Raw genomic sequence first — 19,034 nt, forward strand, 5'->3', positions numbered from 1 at the left:
AGATCCTTGCCGATCAAGGTGAACAAATGGTGTCACAAAGTGCTTCGGTGTAACCGTGTCGTCACACTGCGGTACGGCGGCCCGACTAGGGAACCAGCAGCACCTTGCCGGTGGTCTTGCGGGCTTCGAGGTCGCGGTGCGCCTGGGCGGCCTCAGGCAGCGGATAGCGGGCGCCGATCCGGACTTTGAGCGCGCCCTTGGCGGCGGCGTCGAAGATTTCGGCCGAGCGCCAGTGGCGTTCCTGCGCGTTCTGCAGGAAATGGCCCAGGGTGGGGCGGGTGAGGCTGAGCGAGCCGCCGGCGTTCAGCCGCTGCGGGTCCACCGGCGGAACGGGACCGGACGCGGCGCCGTAAAGGACCATCGACCCGCGGACGCGCAGGCTCTCCAGCGAGGCGTCGAACGTGTCCTTGCCGACGCCGTCGAACACGGCGTGCACGCCTTCGCCGTCGGTCAGCTCGCGGACCTTTTGGGCGAAGCGGTCGTAGCGGAGCACGACGTCGGCGCCTGCCTCGCGGGACAGCGCTTCCTTTTCGTCGGTGGACACCGTGGTGATGACCCGGGCACCGCGCGCCTTCAGCAGCTGGGTCAGGATAAGGCCCACGCCGCCGGCGCCTGCGTGGGCGAGCACCGTCTGGCCCGGCTCCACCCGGAAGGAGGAGTTCATCAGGTAGTGGGCGGTCATGCCCTGCAGCGGCAGGGCGGCCGCAGTGAAATCGTCGACGCCGTCCGGAACCGGCAGGGCCTTCTGCTCATCGATGATGGTGTATCCGGCATAGCTGCGGGCACCTTCCGCCGTGGCCACCCGGTCGCCGACGCTGAAGAGTTCGACGCCGTCGCCCACCGCCTCGACCGTGCCGGAGCATTCCGCGCCGGGGACGAAGGGGAAAGCCACCTTGTACATGCCGCTGCGCTGGTACGTTTCGATGAAGTTGACGCCCGTGGCGGCCACCTTGATCAGAAGCTGTCCGGCTGCGGGAACGGGAACCTCCGCCTCACGGTATTCCAGTACTTCGGGTCCTCCGGGTTGCCGGGCAATGATGGCGTGCGTCATGGCTCTCCTTTGCTCCGGGCAGGTCTTTCCGCGCCCGGTCCACCTAACCCATCCTAGGGAGGGAGTCTGGGAAGTCACGGCAGGGCCGTCTGACCGGGCGGCAAGGAAGCAACTCGGGCGACCCTCCGATCAGCGGCGCCCGTGCACGGAAGCGACGGGGCAGTCGAAGCCGCGCCCTGCCGAAAGGCCTACTTCGTTGAGGTAGCGGACCACGATTCCGTACGACTGCATGAGGGTGGTCTCGGTGTAGGGAATCGAGTGGGTGGCGCAGAAGCTGCGCACGATTGCCGTGGCCCGGTGGAGTTGCGGGCGCGCCATGTCCGGGAAGAGGTGGTGTTCCACTTGGCGGTTGAGTCCGCCGAGCAGGAAGTCCATGAACGGGCCGCCGGAGATGTTCCGGGAGGTCAGGACCTGCCGGCTCAGGAAGTCCACCCGGCTGTCCGCAGGCAGTACGGGCATGCCTTTGTGGTTCGGGGCGAAAGAGGCGCCCATGTAAAACCCGTAAACCACGATCTGTACGGCCAGGAATGCCAGGGCCATCCCCAGCGGAAGGAAGGTGAAGGCCAGCACGGGAAGGGCAAGCAGGCGGGCCAGCAGGATAGGTGTTTCCACCCAGCGGTGGCGGACGCTGCCGCGGCCAAGGACGAAGCGCAGCGAGTCGAACTGCAGGCTGATCCCCAGCAGGCCGAGCAAGGGGAAAAAGAACCAGCCCTGTTTGCGGGTCAGAAAGGCCGGGAGGCCCCTCCTGGCGGCAGCGGCTTCAGGATGGAACACCAGGGCATTGTTCTTGATGTCCGGATCCTTGGAGATGACATTCGGGTGGTTGTGATGGGCACCGTGTTTCTGTTCCCACCAGGAATAGCTGATCCCGGCGATCCCGGTGGCCAGGAGCCTTGCCGACCAGTCGTTGGCCCGGCGGGAAGTGAAGATCTGCTTGTGGCCGGCCTCGTGCGCCAGGAAGCTCAACTGGGTGCAGAAGACGCCGACTCCGGCCGCGATGAGCAGCTGATACCAGGAATCGCCGATGAGGGCGAATCCCAGCCAAGTGGCGGCCATCAGGGCCATGAGTGCTGCGAAGACCCAGATGTAGAAACCGCGGCGGCGTTCCAGGAGGCCTGCGGCGCGGACGCTCTTGAGCAGCTCGGAATAGCTGCGGACCATGGGGTTGGGCTGGATGGCGCGTGTTTTCGGGCGCTCAGCGGTGGATGTGGGTGACATATGTGCTTGTGCCCCGTATCGCTAACGGGCAACGCTGCACCCGACGTTCGGACTGCACGGTCTGGATCACCCTTTACTCAGCATACGCTCCGCATGCAAGGCCCCGCCCCGGCATGCAGCGGGAGAGTCCGGGCGGAATCCGGGCGAAATCAGGCATGCATAAATATCGGCAACCATGCATAGTTTTGCTGTACAGTGTTGCCATGACTATTTCTGTTGCCGTTTCCGGGGCCAGCGGTTACGCCGGCGGGGAAGTGCTGCGCATCCTGGCGGGCCACCCCAACGTCACCATTGGCGCCATCACGGCGCACAGCAACGCCGGTTCCAGACTAGGGGAGTTGCAGCCGCATCTCCACGGTTTGGCCAGCCGGATTCTCGAAGACACCTCGGTGGAAAACCTCTCCGGCCATGACGTCGTGTTCCTGGCACTGCCGCACGGCGCGTCCGCGGAGATCGCGGCCCAGCTGCCCGAAGGCACCGTGGTGATCGACGCCGGTGCCGACCACCGCCTCGAGGACCCCGCCGCCTGGGAAAAGTTCTACGGCTCGGCCCATGCCGGCACCTGGCCGTACGGCCTCCCTGAACTGCCCGGCCAGCGCGAGAAGCTCAAGGGCGCCAAGCGCATCGCCGTCCCCGGCTGCTACCCGACCTCGGCCCTGCTGGCCCTCACGCCCGGTTTCGCCAACAAGCTCCTGCTGCCCGACGACGTCGTGATCGTCTCGGCCTCCGGCACCTCCGGCGCCGGCAAGGCCGCCAAGGTCAACCTCATCGGCTCCGAAGTGATGGGTTCCATGAGCCCCTACGGCGTGGGCGGCGGGCACCGCCACACCCCCGAAATCGAACAGGGCCTGTCCAACGCGGCGGGCGAGCAGGTCACGGTGTCCTTCACGCCTACCCTCGCCCCGATGAGCCGCGGCATCCTCACCACAGCCACCGCGAAGGTCCCCTCCGGCGTCACCGCCGCCGAGCTCCGCCAGGCGTGGACCGAAGCCTACGACGACGAGCCATTCGTCCACCTGCTGCCGGAAGGCCAGTGGCCCGCCACCAAGTCGGTGCAGGGCTCCAACCACGCCGTCATGCAGCTGGCCTTCGACAGCCACACAGGCCGCGTGATCGTCACGAGCGCCATCGACAACCTCACCAAGGGAACCGCCGGCGGTGCCGTGCAGTCCATGAACATCGCCCTCGGCCTGGACGAAAACGCCGGCCTCAACCTGCAAGGAGTCGCACCGTGACGATCACCGCACCCAAGGGATTCCGCGCCGCCGGCGTGAAAGCCGGAATCAAGGCCTCCGGCAACCCGGACCTGGCCCTCGTGGTCAACGACGGCCCGCTCAAGGCCGCCGCCGCCGTCTTCACCTCCAACCGCGTGGCAGCCGCCCCCGTGCACTGGTCCCGCCAGGTCGTCTCCGACGGGCGGGTCGACGCCGTCGTCCTGAACTCCGGCGGGGCCAACGCCTGCACCGGCCCCCAGGGGTTCCAGAACACCCACGCCACCGCGGAGAAGGTCGCCGGACTGCTCGGCATCTCCGCCTCCGACGTCGTGGTCTGTTCCACCGGCCTCATCGGCGAACAGCTGCCCATGGATAAGCTCCTGCCCGGCGTCGAAGCCGCCGCCGCGGAACTGTCCGAAGACGGCGGAACTGCCGCTGCCACGGCGATCATGACCACGGACACCGTTTCCAAGGAGGCAGTGTTCACCGGCACCGATTCCGAAGGCCGCGAATTCACCATCGGCGGCATCGCCAAGGGCGCCGGCATGCTGGCCCCCGGCCTGGCCACCATGCTCGTGGTGCTCACCACCGACGCGCAGGTCCCCGCGGAACTGCTCGACGTCGTCCTGCGCGACGCCACGCGCGTCACCTTCGACCGTGCGGACTCGGACGGCTGCATGTCCACCAACGACACCGTGGTGCTGCTCGCCTCGGGCGCCTCCGACGCCGTTCCCTCCGCCGAGCAGCTGGGCGCCGGCCTCACCCAGGTGAGCGCGGAACTGGCCCGCATGCTGATCGGCGACGCCGAGGGCGCCAGCCACGACATCGCCATCCGCACCTTCAACGCCGCCAGCGAACGCGACGCCGAAGTGGTCAGCCGCGCCGTGGCCCGTTCCAACCTCTTCAAGACCGCGATCTTCGGCAAGGACCCTAACTGGGGCCGTGTCCTCTCCGCGGTCGGCACCACTGACGCCGTGTTCGAGGCGGACCAGCTCAACGTGGCCATCAACGGCGTGCAGATCTGCCGCAACGGCGGCATCGGCGAGGACCGCAACCTCGTGGACCTCGAACCTCGCGAAGTGCGCGTGGAGATCGATCTGCAGGCAGGCGACGCGGAGGCCACTATCTGGACCAACGACCTCACGCACGAGTACGTGCACGAGAACAGCGCGTACTCGAGCTAGGGATGACGATGACGGCCCACACCCGCGAGACCACCTCCATGGCCGCCGCCCAGGACAAGGCGGCAACCCTGATCGAGGCCCTGCCCTGGATCCAGCGCTTCGCCGGAACCACCATGGTCATCAAGTACGGCGGCAACGCCATGGTCAACGATGAGCTGCGCCGCGCCTTCGCCGAGGACATCGTGTTCCTGCACCACGTGGGCATCCACCCCGTGGTGGTGCACGGCGGCGGCCCGCAGATCAACTCCATGCTGGGCCGGCTCGGCATCGAATCCGAGTTCAAGGGCGGGCTGCGCGTCACCACGCCCGAGGCCATGGATGTGGTCCGCATGGTCCTCACCGGCCAGGTGGGCCGCGAACTGGTGGGCCTGATCAACTCGCACGGCCCGTACGCCGTCGGCATGTCCGGTGAAGACGGCGGGCTGCTGCGCGCCGTACGCACCGGGACAGTGGTGGACGGCGAGGAGGTGGACCTCGGCCTGGTGGGCGAGGTGGTGGGCGTCGACCCCACGGGCATCCGGGACATCCTCGATGCCGGCCGGATCCCCGTGATCTCCACGGTCGCCCCGGAAATCACCGACGACGGCGAGGGCGCGCTCTCCGGAGCGGGTTCCTGGCAGACCACCGGGCAGGTGCTGAACGTGAACGCGGACACCGCCGCGGCCGCCGTCGCCTCCGCCCTGGGTGCCTCCAAACTGGTGATCCTGACCGACGTCGAAGGCCTCTACGCCAACTGGCCGGACAAGTCTTCGCTGATTTCCTCGCTGACCGCCTCCGAACTGCGGGAAATGCTGCCGCGGCTGGAGTCCGGCATGATCCCGAAGATGGCTGCCTGCCTCAAAGCGATCGACGAAGGCGTGGTACAGGCTCACATCGTGGACGGGCGGCTGCCGCACTCCATGCTGCTGGAAACCTTCACGACCGCGGGCATCGGAACCCAGGTCGTCCCCGACGAGGAAGTGAACGCATGAACACCATTGAAAAGTCGTCCGTGACGGAACTGGTCGAAAGCCACGCGGGATCCGAGTGGCTGGCCCGTTACTCCTCATCCCTCATGGGCGTCTTCGGCACGCCGCAAAGGGTGCTCGTGCGCGGTGCCGGGTGCCTTGTGTGGGATGCCGACGGCAAGGAATACCTGGACTTGCTGGGCGGCATCGCCGTCAACGCCCTGGGCCACGCGCACCCCTTCGTCACCTCCGTGATCGCGAGCCAGCTGGCCACCCTGGGCCACGTCTCCAACTTCTTCACCAGCCCCACCCAGATCGCGCTCGCCGAGAAGCTCCTCGCCTTGGCCAAGGCTCCGGCCGGGTCGAAGGTTTTCTTCGCCAACTCCGGCACCGAAGCCAATGAAGCGGCCTTCAAGCTGGCCCGCCGCAACAGCGACGGACCGTCCGGCAAGCGGACAAAGATCGTCGCCCTCGAGGGTGCCTTCCACGGCCGCACCATGGGCGCCCTGGCGCTGACCGCCAAGGAATCCTACCGGACCCCGTTCGAACCGCTGCCCGGCGGCGTGGTCCACATCCCGTTCGGCGACATCGAGGCCCTGCGTGCCGCCGTCGACGACACCACCGCCGCAGTGTTCCTGGAACCCATCCAGGGCGAGGCCGGCGTCCGCCCGCTCGGCACCGAATACCTGCAGGCCGCGCGGGAAGCCTGCACGGCTGCGGGAGCGCTGCTCATCCTGGACGAAGTGCAGACCGGCATCGGCCGCACCGGCAAGTGGCTCGCCAGCGAGGACGCCGGAATCGTCCCGGACGCCATCACCCTGGCCAAGGGCCTGGGCGGGGGCTTCCCGGTCGGTGCACTCATCACCTTCGGCGAGGCGGCGTCGTCGCTGCTGTCCCCCGGCCAGCACGGCACCACCTTCGGCGGCAACCCGGTGGCCACCGCTGCCGCTCTCGCCACCCTGCACGCGATCGAAAACCAGGGCGTACTGGAGAACGTACGCACCGTGGGTGCCCTCCTGCGGGAAGGCCTGGACGCCGTCGACGGCGTCACGGAAGTCCGCGGCGAAGGCCTCCTGATCGGCTTCGACCTGGACGCCGACGTCGCACCCGCCGTTGTGCAGGCCGGGCTCGACGCCGGATTCATCGTCAACAGCCCCGGCCCGCGCACGATCCGCCTGGCACCGCCGCTCATCTTGAGCACCGAACAGGCCAGTCGTTTCCTGGCTGCCCTGCCCGAACTTCTCCAGACCGCTGCTTCCCAGACCGCCAAGGACGCCAAATGACCCGCCACTTCCTCAAGGACACGGACCTCACCCCGGCCGAACAGGCCGAGGTGCTGGAACTCGCCGTTCGCATGAAGGCCGCCCCGTACAGCGTGCAGCCCTACGCCGCCGAAGGCAGCGGCCGCAAGACGGTCGCCGTGATCTTCGACAAGACCTCCACCCGCACCCGCGTTTCCTTCGCCACCGGCGTGGCGGACATGGGCGGCACCGCCCTCATCATCAACCCGGGCGAGGCGCAGATCGGCCACAAGGAGTCCGTCGAGGACACCGCCAAGGTCCTCGAACGCATGGTCTCCACCATCGTCTGGCGCACGGGCGCCCACGCCGGCCTGGTGGCCATGGCCGAAAATTCCAAGGTGCCGGTCATCAACGCCCTGTGCGACGACTACCACCCCTGCCAGCTGCTGGCCGACCTCCTCACGGTCAAGGAACACAAGGGCGAACTCAAGGGCCTCACCATGGCGTACCTGGGCGATGCCGCCAACAACATGGCCAACTCCTACCTGCTGGCCGGCGTCACCGCGGGTATGCACGTGCGGATCAGCGGCCCTGACGGCTACCTGCCCGCTGCGGACATCGTGACCGCGGCCGAGGCCCGTGCCGCGGAAACCGGCGGCTCGGTGCTCATCACCACCGACGCCGCGGAAGCTCTCAAGGGAGCCGACGTCGTCGCCACCGACACCTGGGTATCCATGGGCCAGGAAGCCGAAAAGGAAGCCCGGATGCAGCTCTTCCGCGACTACTCGGTGGACGAGGCGGCCATGGCGCAGGCGGCGCCGGACGCCGTCGTGCTGCACTGCCTGCCGGCCTACCGCGGCTACGAAATCTCCGCGGGCGTCATCGACGGGCCGCAGTCGATTGTCTGGGACGAGGCCGAAAACCGCCTGCACGCCCAGAAGGCGCTCATGGCCTGGCTGATGCACCGCTCGGGACTTGCCTTTGTCGACGGCCTTGCTCCCGTCGAAGGAACCGGCGAGAGCACGTTCTAGTGACCGCACAGCCGCCGACGCCGGGCAGCAGCCCGGCCACCAAGACCGCCCGGCAGGCGCGGATCACCGCGATCCTGCGCGGTGAGCGCGTCCGCTCGCAGGCCGAGCTTGCCGCCCGTCTGGCGGACGACGGCGTGCAGGTCACCCAGGCGACCCTGTCGCGGGACCTCGTGGAAATCGGTGCCGTGCGTGTGCGCGGCAGCGAGGGCGTGCTGGTCTATGCCGTGCCCGGCGAGGGCGGGGACCGGGCGGCCACCAGCGGCGTCGGCCAGGAAATCCTGGACGCCCGGTTGGAAAAGCTTTGCGGCGAACTGCTGGTCACTGCCGAGGCCTCCGCGAACCTGGTGGTCCTCAGGACTCCGCCCGGCGCGGCCAATTTCCTGGCCTTGGCCATCGACCATTCCGTGATGCCCTCGATTCTGGGCACAATTGCCGGGGACGATACCGTGCTGCTGGTGGCACGTGATCCCCATGGCGGGGAGGAACTGGCGGCCCGGTTCCTCGCGATGGCGGAGTCGAACCCCAACTAGCTCGCAGTCAAGGCCGTTTTGGGCCCCCAAAACGGCCACATCTGCGAGTCAGTTGGCGCGATATGTATAAATACGCATAACACTGTATAGTCATTCACAATCAACATGATCTGTCCCAAAGGAGCACTCTCGTGACTGAGCGCATTGTTCTGGCCTACTCCGGTGGCCTCGATACGTCCGTAGCCATCGGCTGGATCGGTGAAGCCACCGGTGCCGAGGTCATCGCCGTCGCCGTCGACGTCGGACAGGGCGGCGAGTCCCTGGAGACCATCCGCCAGCGTGCCCTCGGCTGCGGCGCCGTCGAAGCCTACGTGGCCGACGCCCGCGACGAGTTCGCCAACGAATACGCCATGCCCACGCTGAAGGCCAACGCACTCTACCAGGGTCATTACCCGCTGGTTTCCGCGATCTCCCGCCCGGTCATCGTCAAGCACCTGGTCAAGGCCGCCCGCGAATTCGGTGCCACCACCGTTGCCCACGGCTGCACCGGCAAGGGCAACGACCAGGTCCGCTTCGAGGTCGGCATCCAGACCCTCGGCCCGGACCTGAAGTGCATCGCCCCGGTCCGCGACCTCGCCCTCACCCGCGACAAGGCCATCGCCTTCGCCGAGGAAAAGGGCCTGCCGATCGAGACCACCAAGAAGAACCCGTACTCGATCGACCAGAACGTCTGGGGCCGCGCCGTCGAAACCGGCTACCTCGAGGACATCTGGAACGCCCCCACCAAGGACATCTACGACTACACCGCGACGCCGGAATTCCCGCCGGCCCCGGATGAGGTCACCATTTCCTTCGAAGCCGGCATCCCGGTGGCCATCGATGGCGTCAAGCACACCCCGCTGCAGGTCATCCAGGAACTGAACCGCCGTGCCGGCGCGCAAGGCGTGGGCCGCATCGACGTCGTCGAGGACCGCCTGGTGGGCATCAAGTCCCGCGAAATCTACGAAGCCCCGGGTGCCATGGCGCTGATCACGGCCCACAAGCACCTCGAGGACGTCACCATCGAGCGCGAGCAGGCCCGCTTCAAGGCCACCGTCGGCCAGCGCTGGGCCGAACTGGTCTACGACGGCCAGTGGTTCTCCCCGCTCAAGCGCTCCCTGGATGCCTTCATCGAGGACACCCAGAAGTACGTTTCCGGCGACATCCGCATGGTGCTGCACGGTGGCCAGGCCATCGTCAACGGCCGCCGCTCGGACACCTCGCTGTACGACTTCGACCTGGCCACCTACGACACCGGCGACACCTTCGACCAGTCGATGGCCCGCGGCTTCATCGAGCTGTGGGGCATGTCCTCCAAGGTGGCCTCGGGCCGCGACCTCCGCGTCCAGGGCCAGTAATGACCTCGGCTACAAACGAAGGTGCTCTGTGGGGCGGCCGCTTCGCCGGCGGCCCCGCGGATGCCCTCGCCGCGTTGAGCAAGTCCACGCATTTCGACTGGCGGCTGGCCCGCTATGACATCGCCGGGTCCAAGGCGCACGCCCGCGTGCTGCACAAGGCCGGGTTGCTGGACGACGCCGAACTCGAAGGCATGCTCGCGGCCCTGACCCAGCTGGACGAGGACGTCGCAAGCGGTGCCTACCTGCCCGCCGAATCGGACGAGGACGTGCACGGCTCCCTGGAACGCGGCCTCATCGAGCGTGCCGGGACCCAGCTCGGCGGCAAGCTGCGCGCCGGCCGGTCCCGCAACGACCAGGTGGCCACCCTCGGCCGCATGTTCCTGCGAGACCACGCCCGGCTGATCGCCCGCGGCGTGCTGGACACCGTGGACGCGCTCGTGGAGCAGGCCAAGGCCCACCACGGCGTGGCCATGCCGGGCCGCACCCACCTGCAGCACGCCCAGCCGGTCCTGCTGAGCCACCACCTGCTGGCCCACGCCTGGGCGCTGCTGCGCGATGTGCAGCGCCTCCAGGACTGGGACAAGCGGGCCGGCGTCTCGCCGTACGGCTCCGGCGCCCTGGCCGGGTCCTCGCTGGGCCTGGACCCGGAGGCCGTCGCGGCGGACCTGGGCTTCTACTCCGCCGTGCACAATTCGATCGACGGCACCGCCTCCCGCGATGTCTTCGCCGAGTTCGCCTGGATCTGCTCCATGATCGGCGTGGACCTGTCCCGGATCTCCGAGGAAGTCATCCTCTGGGCCACCAAGGAGTTCTCCTTCGTCACCTTGCATGATTCGTACTCCACGGGGTCTTCGATCATGCCGCAGAAGAAGAACCCGGACGTCGCCGAGCTCGCCCGCGGCAAGGCGGGGCGCCTCATCGGCAACCTGTCCGGCCTGCTGGCAACGCTCAAGGGCCTGCCGCTCGCGTACAACCGCGACCTGCAGGAGGACAAGGAACCGGTGTTCGACGCCGCCGACACCCTGGAGCTGCTGCTCCCGGCCGTGTCCGGCATGATCGCCACGCTGAAGTTCAACAGCGAACGGATGGAGTCCCTGGCTCCGCAGGGCTTCGCGCTGGCCACGGACATCGCCGAATGGCTGGTCCGCCAGGGCGTGCCGTTCCGGGAGGCGCACGAGCTCTCCGGTGCCGCCGTCAAGCAGGCCGAAAGCCGCGACGTCGAGCTCTGGGACCTGACGGACGAGGAATACGCCGCCATCTCGGAGCACCTGACGCCGGAGGTCCGCACGGTGCTGTCGACGGAGGGTTCGCTCAACAGCCGCAACTCCCAGGGCGGCACGGCACCGGCCGCCGTCGAACGGCAGCTGCAGGCCCTCGAGGCCGAGCTCCAGGGAGTCCGCGACTACGCGGTCTGATGTACCGGACGGGCGGCGCTCCACTGCGGTGGAGTGCCGCCCGTTCTGCGTTAACGGCGCTTAACTCTTCCGATACCATGGCCGCATGACCGAGATCACGCCGCAGGTTCTCCTGGCAGAGCTTCACAAAGCTGCCGTCACCGCCACGTCCGTTGTCGCCACCGTCGACGACTCCGCCGTCACCGCCCCGTCCGAACTGCCCGGCTGGAGCCGCGGGCATGTGCTTGCGCACCTGGCCGGCATCGCCAACGCGATGGCCCGCCAGCTGGAGTACGCGGCCCGCGGCGAACGCATCGAGCTGTACGACGGCGGCTACGAGGGACGCACCAAGGCGATAGAGCTGGCCGCCGGCCACAGTTCCGCCGAGCACCGGAAATCCGTAGCGGAAGCCATTTCCCGCGTCCTGGCGGCTTTCGACGGGTTGGATGACAGCGGCTGGTCCGCGCCCATCAGCTATCGCGACGGGACCGTGTACGACGGCGGCCTGGCACTCTGGCGCGAACTCACCATCCACACCGGCGACCTCGGCCTCGGCATCGGGTCCGAAACCTGGAGCCGCCTGTTCTGCGAGCACCTCTTCGCATTCCTCGCCGCCCGCGTGCCGGAAGGAATCAAGCTGGTCCTGCAGCCCCTGGGGTTGCCCCAACGGACCATCGGCAGCGGGGCGCGTTCCATCGCCGTCAACGGCATGATCACGGATATCGCGGCCTGGCTTGCCGGCCGGACTCCTACCCTCGCGAGCTTGCGGGCATCCGAGGCGGCCGACGGCGTGGAGTTGCCGGAGCTGCTGCCATGGCCGGCCGGCGCACCTTCGGCGAAGTAGGCGCCTTCGGCGCCGCCGCCGCCCGCCACAGGTGCATGGTGGCGTAGGAACGCCAGGGGCTGACGTTTCCGAAATCCGCAGGAAGCCCGGCCCCGTCCGGCAGGGCCTTCAGTCCGTTCCGGACTGCGGCGTCATTGGCCAGCAGCACGTCCGGCTCCCCGGGCACCCGCATCGAAACATAGCCCACCGTCCAGGGCCCGACGCCGGGCAGCGGCAGGAGCTTCGCGGCCAGCGTCCGGCGGTCGTCGCCGTAGCCGAAGTCCAATTCCCCGGAAGCCATCGAGCGGGCCGCGGCGAGCACAGAGTCGATGCGGCGGCGCGGCCCGCGCAGCAGTTCCCCGCCCGCGTCGGCGATCTGCTGCGGCGTCGGGAAAAGCCGGTCGAGGCCGGCGTCTTCAGCGGGCCCGGCTCGTTCCGGAAGTGCCGTGCCCGCCGCAGCCAGGCCGGTCAGCGCCGTCCGGGCGGCCGCCACCGTGATCTGCTGGCCGATCATCGCCCGGATCAGGAGTTCCCCGGGGTCCACTGCTCCCGGCAGCCGGATGCCGGGAGTCTCCTGGACCGAGGAGCCGAGCCGTGGATCGCGGGCCAGCACCTCGTCTACGGCCAGGGGATCGGCGTCAAGGTCGAACAGCCGGCGCACGCGGCTCAACAGGACCGGCAGGTCGTGCAGGTCGATGCTGCTGACGGAAAGGGTCAGTGCCTTGGAACCGGGGTTGCCGGCGTCGTACTCCACCCGGAACCGCGCGGCCGAGCGCGGGAGCCGCAGCGTGCGCGCATAGCTGTACACGCCGCCGTCGCCGGCTTCGGCGTCCTCGATTCCCGGCACCGCGCGGACGGCCAGGAACGTGAAGATCCCGGGATCGAACGGTTCGCGGAAGGGCAGTTTTACGGTCAGCGCGGATCGTGCGGTTCCCGCGTTTGCAAGAGTGCGGCGGGCCGCGGCGCGCAGGGCGCTTGGCGTCAGCGCGAAGACCTCACTGATGGTGTCGTTGAACTGGCGGACGCTGTTGAAGCCGGCGGCGAACGCGACGTCGGAGAGCAGCATGTCCGTGGACACCAATAGGGTCCTGGCGGTCTGCGCCCGGCTGGCCCGGGCCAGGGAGAGCGGCCCGGCGCCGAGCTCCTCGCTGAGGATCCTGTTCAGCTGCCGGGCCGAGTAGCCCAGCTGCCGGGCCAGTCCCTCGACGCCGGCCCGGGACACCACGCCGTCGTTGATCAGCCGCATCGCCCGCCCTGCCACGTCGGAACGCAGGTTCCATGCCGGCGTCCCGGGCACGGCTTCGGGCAGGCAGCGCTTGCACGCCCGGTAACCGGCTTCATGCGCTGCGGCCGAGGTTTCGAAGAAGGTCACGTTGGAGGCCTTGGGTGTGCGCGCCGGACATGAAGGCCTGCAGTAGATGCCCGTGGAACGCACGGCGGTGACGAACTGGCCATCGAAGCGGGTGTCCCGCGCATCGATGGCCCGGTAGCGCTGCCAGAAGTCCATGGCTCCATGCTGCCAGCCCGCAGCCCGGCTTGCTAGCGGAAATCGGACACGGCCGCAACGGCTCTGTTAGGGTCGGCACATGAGCGCGCAGGAGGCTCCCGGAATCCGGGATTTGCTGTCCGCGGACCCGCGCGAGGTGGCTCCGTGGATGCTCGGCGCCGTGCTCAGCCACCGCTCCGGGCAGGGCACCGTCTCGGTCCGCCTGACCGAGGTCGAGGCGTACCTTGGCCCGCACGACTCCCACCACCCGGATCCCGGCTCGCACACATTCCGCGGCCGGACGCCGAGGAATGCGCCGATGTTCGGCCCCGCGGGGCATCTCTACGTCTATTTCACCTACGGCATGCATTACTGCGCCAACATCGTCTGCGGGCCCGACGGCGTTGCCTCCGCGCTGCTGCTCCGCGCCGGGGAAGTGGTGGAGGGCCTGGAGCTCGCACGGTCCCGCCGCCCGGCGTCCCGCTCGGACAAGGACCTGGCCAGCGGACCTGCCCGCCTGGCCACCGTGCTGGGACTGACGACGGCGGACAGCGGCAAGGATGCGCTGGCGGCCCCATACGGGCTGCTTCTGCCCGCGACGCCGGTTCCGCCGGAGCTGGTTGCCAGCGGGCCGCGGGTGGGTGTTGCCGGCGACGGCGGAACCCACGACTATCCGTGGCGCTTCTGGCTCACGGGGGACCCGACAGTGTCAAAGTACAAGGCGGCTGTGCGCAAGGCGCGCAATGCAGCCCGGAAGGACCCCTAGCCCGCGAGCAAACAGGAACCGGCTGCCGGGGCCGGCGGCAGCTGCGCCGGCTGCTCGAAGGGCATCAACCGGTCCAGCAGGACTTCGCGCAGAGGCGGCCACTCGTGGCTGAGGATCGAATACACGTCAGTGTCGCAGCGGCCGCCGTCGGGCGCGAAACGGTGCCCGCGCAGGGTGCCTTCATAGCTGGCCCCAAGCCGCCGGATCGCCGCCGCGCTGCGGGTGTTCCGGGCATCGCAGCGGAACCCCACCCGGTGCACGCCCAGGACGTCGAAGGCGTAGGACAGCAGCAACTGCTTGGCCGCCGGGTTGACGTGGCTTCCCCAGAACGGGCGCCCGTAGAACGTCCCGCCGATTTCCAGGCGCTGTTGCCGCGGGTCGTAGTCGCAGAGCGACGTGGTGCCCAGCATGGCACCCGTCCGTTGTTCAACCACGGCGAAGGCGATCACCGCGGGGTCGGCGATGCGGGAAGCGAAAAGCGCCTCGAGCTCCCCGGAGCTCAGCGGTTGACTGGCCGCCATGCCGGACCACATGCCGGCGTCGACGAAATCGAAGAGTGCGCGGGCGTGCGCGGGGGCAAGCGGAACCAGGCTGATTCCGTGCCGGCCAAGAGCCACATCGTGCTGCATTGCAGCATCTAAGCAGCAGCCGCGGCTCCCGGGAATGCTCCAGGGGTTATCGGAGGGTGAATTTTTCATGACACCCCGGCAGGTGGAGCGTTTCACGCGCGTTGCGGAAAAGCGCTGTAGAATGGACGGTCCGTCATTTCCGATAGGGGAACGTTTCGATGCACGACGCTGATTTGCTCCACGAACGCGAGTACGTGGCCGGGCTTTACGCACGGCTGGACGAGCTGCGGGAAGAGAAACGGAGCCAGCTCGCCCAGGTCCGCCGCGCCGGCGCGGTGGGCACCATGCAGAACGTGTCCGAACGCGACGCCTTCGCGGCACTGTACGAGGACCGCCTGGCCCAGCTCGACGCCGTCGACGAACGCCTCGTGTTCGGCCGCCTCGATCTCGATTCGGGCGAAGCGCAATACATCGGACGCATTGGCCTGTCGACGGCGGACCTGCAGCGGCTCATGGTCGACTGGCGTGCCCCCGAAGCCGGCCATTTCTACCAGGCCACCGCCTTCGACCGGCAGGGCGTCCGCCGCCGCAGGCACCTGATCCTGCAGGGCCGCGAGGTCAAGGCGATCGAGGACGATGTCCTGGACACCACCATGCTTGACGGCCGCGAATCCATGCAGGGGGAGGGCGCGCTGCTGGCGGCCCTGAACTCCAAGCGCACCGGCCGCATGTCGGACATCGTCGGAACCATCCAGGCCGAGCAGGACCGCATCATCCGCTCCGCCATGTCCGGCGCCCTGGTCGTGCAGGGCGGTCCCGGAACCGGCAAGACCGCCGTCGCGCTGCACCGCGCCGCGTACCTGCTCTACACCCACCGGGACCGCCTGAAGTCCGCCGGCGTACTGCTGGTGGGCCCGTCGTCGTCCTTCATGCACTACATCGAACGCGTGCTGCCGTCCCTCGGCGAGACCGGCGTCGTCATGACCAGCCTCGGCAAGCTCATGCCCGGCATCAGCGCCGTCCCCGAAGAGGACCCCGCCGTCGCCGCGCTGAAGGGCAGCCTGGACATGGCCGCGGTCGTGGCGAACGCCGTCGCGAACCGCCAGCGCACCCCCGCCGAGGACCGGATCCTCGAGGTCGATTCCCGCAAGCTCAAGCTCACGGTCAGGCAGGTCAGGCGTGCCCGGGAACGGGCCCGCGCCACCGGCAAGCCGCATAACGAGGCCCGGGTGACGTTCGTGAAGATCCTGCTCCGGGAGCTCACCGAACAGCTCACGGACATGGTGGAGGCGGCGAACCTCGGCAACAACGCCGACCGTGCCTACCTGGCCGAAGACGTCCGCACCGCCCGCGATGTCCGCATCGCCCTGAACCTGTGCTGGATGCCGATGACTCCGGAGAAGCTGATCTCCGAGCTCTTCAGCAAGCCCGCCATCCTCGAAGCGTGCACTCCGGACCTCACCCCGGAACAGCGCGCCCTGCTGCTCCGGCCGGCCGGCGCCCCGTGGACCGAAGCCGACGTCCCGCTGCTCGACGAAGCCGCCGAGCTCCTTGGTGAACTGGATGCCGCGGCCGGCCGCGGACTGGCCCAGCAGGAGCAGGACCGTGCCCGCGACCTCGCCAACGCCAAGCAGACCCTGGCGAACATGGAAGCCATGGGGGTCAACGTCCTCATGACCGCGGAGGAACTCGCCGAACAGAACCAGGAACGCGAAACCCGGCTCACCGCCGCCGAACGCGCCGTCAGCGACCGCACCTGGGCCTTTGGGCACATTGTTGTGGATGAAGCGCAGGAACTGTCGCCCATGCAGTGGCGCCTCCTGGTCCGCCGCTGCCCGCTGAAGTCCTTCACGATCGTCGGCGACATCGCCCAGACGAGCGCCGCGGCAGGTGCCAATTCCTGGCACAGCGCCCTCGCGCCGTCGTTCGGTGACCGCTGGCAGCTGGAAGAGCTCACGGTCAACTACCGCACGCCTTCGCAGATCGCCGAGGCCGCCGTCCGGATGGCCAACCGCGCCGGCCTCGTTGTCTCGGCCCCCAAGGCCGTTCGGGAAGGCCGCTGGAACCCGCTCGTGGACCGCGTGGCTGCCGACGGGCTTGTCGCCCGCCTCATCGAGGTGCTTCCTGAGGAACTGGACGTGCTCGACGGCGGCCTGCTCGCCGTGATTGCCGACGGCGCCCTGCTCCCCGCGGCAGCCTCAGCCCTGCGCGGGGCCTACGGCCACCGGGTGGGAAACGGTGCCGGCAGCTACGAACAAGACATCGTGGTGATCAGCCCGAAGGAGGCCAAGGGCCTGGAATTCGACGGCGTCGTGGTCCTGGAACCGGCGGCCATGCTCAACCACGAGCACGGAAAGGTGGGCGACCTCTACGTCGCGATGACCCGCCCGACGCAGCGACTGCGGCTCATCACCTCGGCGCCGCTGCCGGCCGGAATCGAACGCTAGGGCGCGGACAACGGAGCGGACAACGGAACAGGGCGCCAATCCTGCTAACTTAGAAGCCGTGTCACACGTAAACAGCCTCGAGTCCCAGCACAACGACCCGGGCTTCGCCAACATCTGGCAGGAGCTCAAATGGCGCGGCCTTGTCCACGTTTCCACCGATGAGGCGGAACTGGAAAAGCTGCTCTCCGGGGACCCGATCACCTATTACTGTGGCTTCGACCCGACCGCGCCGTCCCTGCACCTGGGCAACCTGGTGCAGCTCCTGGTCATGCGCCGCCTGCAGCTTGCGGGCCACAAGCCGCTCGGCCTGGTGGGCGGCTCCACCGGCCTGATCGGCGACCCGCGCCCGACGGCGGAACGCACCTTGAACACCAAGGACACGGTCGCCGAATGGGTTGGCTACCTGCAGGCACAGGTCCGCCGCTTCCTCAGCTTCGAGGGTGACAACGCGGCCCGCATGGTCAACAACCTGGACTGGACCGCCCCACTGAGCGCCATCGACTTCCTGCGCGAAATCGGTAAGCACTTCCGCGTGGGCACCATGCTGCGCAAGGATGCCGTGGCCTCCCGCCTGAGCTCCGACGAAGGCATCAGCTACACCGAATTCAGCTACCAGATCCTGCAAGGCATGGACTACCTGCAGCTCAACCGCGACTACGACTGCGTGCTGCAGACCGGCGGCTCGGACCAGTGGGGCAACTTGACCAGCGGCACCGAGCTCATCCGCAAGGTCGACGGAAAGAGCGTGCACGCCCTGGGCACGCCGCTGATCACCAACGCCGACGGCACCAAGTTCGGCAAGAGCGAAGGCAACGCCATCTGGCTGGACCCCGCAATGTGCAGCCCGTACGCGTTCTACCAGTTCTGGCTGAACACGGCGGATGCCGACGTCGTCGACCGCCTCAAGGTCTTCACCTTCCTCAGCCGTGCGGAGATCGAGGAACTGGAGAAGTCCGTGGCGGAGCGCCCCTTCGCGCGGGAAGGCCAGCGGAAGCTTGCGTACGAAGTCACCTCCCTGGTGCACGGCGTCGAGGCAACCGAGAAGGTCATTGCCGCATCGGCCGCGGTCTTCGGCAACGGAGACCTCAGCGTCCTTGATGAAGCAACCCTTGCTGCCGCGACCGCCGAGCTGCCGTCCGCAATGGTCGACGCCGGCGGCCTGGGCATCATCGATCTGCTCGTCGCCTCCGGCCTCTCCGACAGCAAGTCCGCCGCCCGCCGCACGGTGGGGGAGGGCGGCGCCTATGTGAACAACACCAAGGTGACCGACCCCGACGCCGTCATCGCCCAGGGCGAACTGCTCCACGGCCGCTACCTGTTGCTCCGCCGGGGCAAGAAGAACCTGGCTACCGTGGAAGTGAACGCCTGATCGAGCATCCCGCCGGCCCGTCCGGCAGGTGACTGCACGCCTTTCCGCAGCTGACTTGCGCAGCCGCGGGGAGGCGTGTAGTGTTTCTTGGGTTGCCACCGCTGAGGGGCAACAGCCTCCCATTGATTGTAAAAAACCCGCCTCCGGCAAATGCCAGGAAATCGGATTATTTGCAGTCTCCATGGGGGAATTTGATTTCGCGAAAGTGAATTCAGGAGAAACTCCCGGATTTGCAAAGTGAAATCGGATGAAATAAGATTGAAACATCGCAGCGAAGAAAAAACGGAAATGATTTTCCGCGAAGTATTCGAATGCTTCTGTTGTTTGAGAACTCAATAGTGTGCCAAGTTTGTTGATACCGATTTGTTTTTTGAATTGGTTATTGCCGGGTTGCCCGCACCCCCGTGTGTGGTGGCCTGGTTTTGGC

The 19,034-nt window shown here is 67.9% G+C and carries 16 protein-coding genes; 12 read left to right on the forward strand and 4 right to left on the reverse strand.

The genetic code is table 11. The annotated features are described in order from the left end of the window. Positions 1-85: 85 nt before the first annotated feature. A complete protein-coding gene (locus ACNQPB_RS18725) occupies positions 86-1,051 on the reverse strand; it encodes a quinone oxidoreductase family protein (protein WP_498753925.1) in 966 nt (321 codons plus the stop codon). Positions 1,052-1,180: 129 nt separating this feature from the next. Then, positions 1,181-2,269: a fatty acid desaturase family protein gene (locus ACNQPB_RS18730; RefSeq protein WP_498753926.1), complete on the reverse strand. Its 1,089-nt coding sequence runs from the start codon at positions 2,267-2,269 to the stop codon at positions 1,181-1,183. A 203-nt stretch (positions 2,270-2,472) separates the two neighbouring features. Here ACNQPB_RS18730 and argC point away from each other — a divergent pair, with 203 nt between their 5' ends. The 9 genes from argC to ACNQPB_RS18775 all read left to right on the forward strand — a co-directional run bounded on the left by argC (position 2,473) and on the right by ACNQPB_RS18775 (position 11,991). Beyond that, positions 2,473-3,504: an N-acetyl-gamma-glutamyl-phosphate reductase gene (argC, locus tag ACNQPB_RS18735; RefSeq protein ID WP_498753927.1), complete on the forward strand. Its 1,032-nt coding sequence runs from the start codon at positions 2,473-2,475 to the stop codon at positions 3,502-3,504. Continuing rightward, entirely contained in the window at positions 3,501-4,667 is a 1,167-nt protein-coding gene (argJ, locus tag ACNQPB_RS18740) for a bifunctional glutamate N-acetyltransferase/amino-acid acetyltransferase ArgJ (RefSeq protein ID WP_498753928.1), read from the forward strand. Before argC ends, argJ begins: the two co-directional genes overlap by 4 nt. An 8-nt stretch (positions 4,668-4,675) precedes the next feature. Further along, positions 4,676-5,638 (forward strand): acetylglutamate kinase, encoded by a 963-nt coding sequence (gene argB / locus ACNQPB_RS18745; protein ID WP_498753929.1) that lies wholly within the window; start codon positions 4,676-4,678, stop codon positions 5,636-5,638. After that, positions 5,635-6,897: an acetylornithine transaminase gene (locus ACNQPB_RS18750; RefSeq protein ID WP_498753930.1), complete on the forward strand. Its 1,263-nt coding sequence runs from the start codon at positions 5,635-5,637 to the stop codon at positions 6,895-6,897. Before argB ends, ACNQPB_RS18750 begins: the two co-directional genes overlap by 4 nt. Then, positions 6,894-7,886, forward strand: coding sequence for an ornithine carbamoyltransferase (argF, locus tag ACNQPB_RS18755; protein ID WP_498753931.1), 993 nt, complete (start codon positions 6,894-6,896; stop codon positions 7,884-7,886). Before ACNQPB_RS18750 ends, argF begins: the two co-directional genes overlap by 4 nt. Next, complete coding sequence (locus ACNQPB_RS18760) at positions 7,886-8,416, forward strand: arginine repressor (RefSeq protein WP_498753932.1); 531 nt, start codon at positions 7,886-7,888, stop codon at positions 8,414-8,416. The genes argF and ACNQPB_RS18760 overlap by 1 nt, the downstream gene beginning before the upstream one ends. A 131-nt stretch (positions 8,417-8,547) precedes the next feature. Beyond that, positions 8,548-9,753 carry an argininosuccinate synthase gene (locus ACNQPB_RS18765; protein WP_498753933.1) on the forward strand — a complete coding sequence of 402 codons (1,206 nt, stop codon included), beginning with the start codon at positions 8,548-8,550 and terminating at the stop codon, positions 9,751-9,753. After that, the gene (gene argH, locus ACNQPB_RS18770) at positions 9,753-11,168 is read left to right on the forward strand and encodes an argininosuccinate lyase (RefSeq protein WP_498753934.1); all 1,416 of its coding nucleotides are present in this window, start codon (positions 9,753-9,755) and stop codon (positions 11,166-11,168) included. The genes ACNQPB_RS18765 and argH overlap by 1 nt, the downstream gene beginning before the upstream one ends. Before the next feature lie 85 nt (positions 11,169-11,253). Further along, positions 11,254-11,991: a maleylpyruvate isomerase family mycothiol-dependent enzyme gene (locus ACNQPB_RS18775; protein WP_498753935.1), complete on the forward strand. Its 738-nt coding sequence runs from the start codon at positions 11,254-11,256 to the stop codon at positions 11,989-11,991. Here the strand turns inward: ACNQPB_RS18775 and ACNQPB_RS18780 are convergent. Further along, positions 11,897-13,477: a DNA-3-methyladenine glycosylase 2 family protein gene (locus tag ACNQPB_RS18780; protein WP_498753936.1), complete on the reverse strand. Its 1,581-nt coding sequence runs from the start codon at positions 13,475-13,477 to the stop codon at positions 11,897-11,899. The two genes, ACNQPB_RS18775 and ACNQPB_RS18780, sit on opposite strands and share 95 nt — an antisense overlap. Positions 13,478-13,556: 79 nt before the next feature. On the opposite strand from ACNQPB_RS18780, the gene ACNQPB_RS18785 reads away from it, so the two are divergent. Next, a complete protein-coding gene (locus tag ACNQPB_RS18785; protein ID WP_498753937.1) occupies positions 13,557-14,222 on the forward strand; it encodes a DNA-3-methyladenine glycosylase in 666 nt (221 codons plus the stop codon). Here ACNQPB_RS18785 and ACNQPB_RS18790 read toward each other — a convergent pair. Beyond that, positions 14,219-14,851, reverse strand: coding sequence for a GNAT family N-acetyltransferase (locus tag ACNQPB_RS18790; protein ID WP_498753938.1), 633 nt, complete (start codon positions 14,849-14,851; stop codon positions 14,219-14,221). The two genes, ACNQPB_RS18785 and ACNQPB_RS18790, sit on opposite strands and share 4 nt — an antisense overlap. A gap of 158 nt (positions 14,852-15,009) precedes the next feature. On the opposite strand from ACNQPB_RS18790, the gene ACNQPB_RS18795 reads away from it, so the two are divergent. After that, complete coding sequence (locus tag ACNQPB_RS18795; protein WP_498753939.1) at positions 15,010-17,238, forward strand: HelD family protein; 2,229 nt, start codon at positions 15,010-15,012, stop codon at positions 17,236-17,238. A 58-nt stretch (positions 17,239-17,296) separates the two neighbouring features. Continuing rightward, positions 17,297-18,607 (forward strand): tyrosine--tRNA ligase, encoded by a 1,311-nt coding sequence (gene tyrS / locus ACNQPB_RS18800; RefSeq protein ID WP_498753940.1) that lies wholly within the window; start codon positions 17,297-17,299, stop codon positions 18,605-18,607. Positions 18,608-19,034 lie beyond the last annotated feature (427 nt).

Source organism: Curtobacterium sp. LFS079 (genome assembly GCF_047977865.1).
GTDB lineage: Bacteria > Actinomycetota > Actinomycetes > Actinomycetales > Micrococcaceae > Arthrobacter.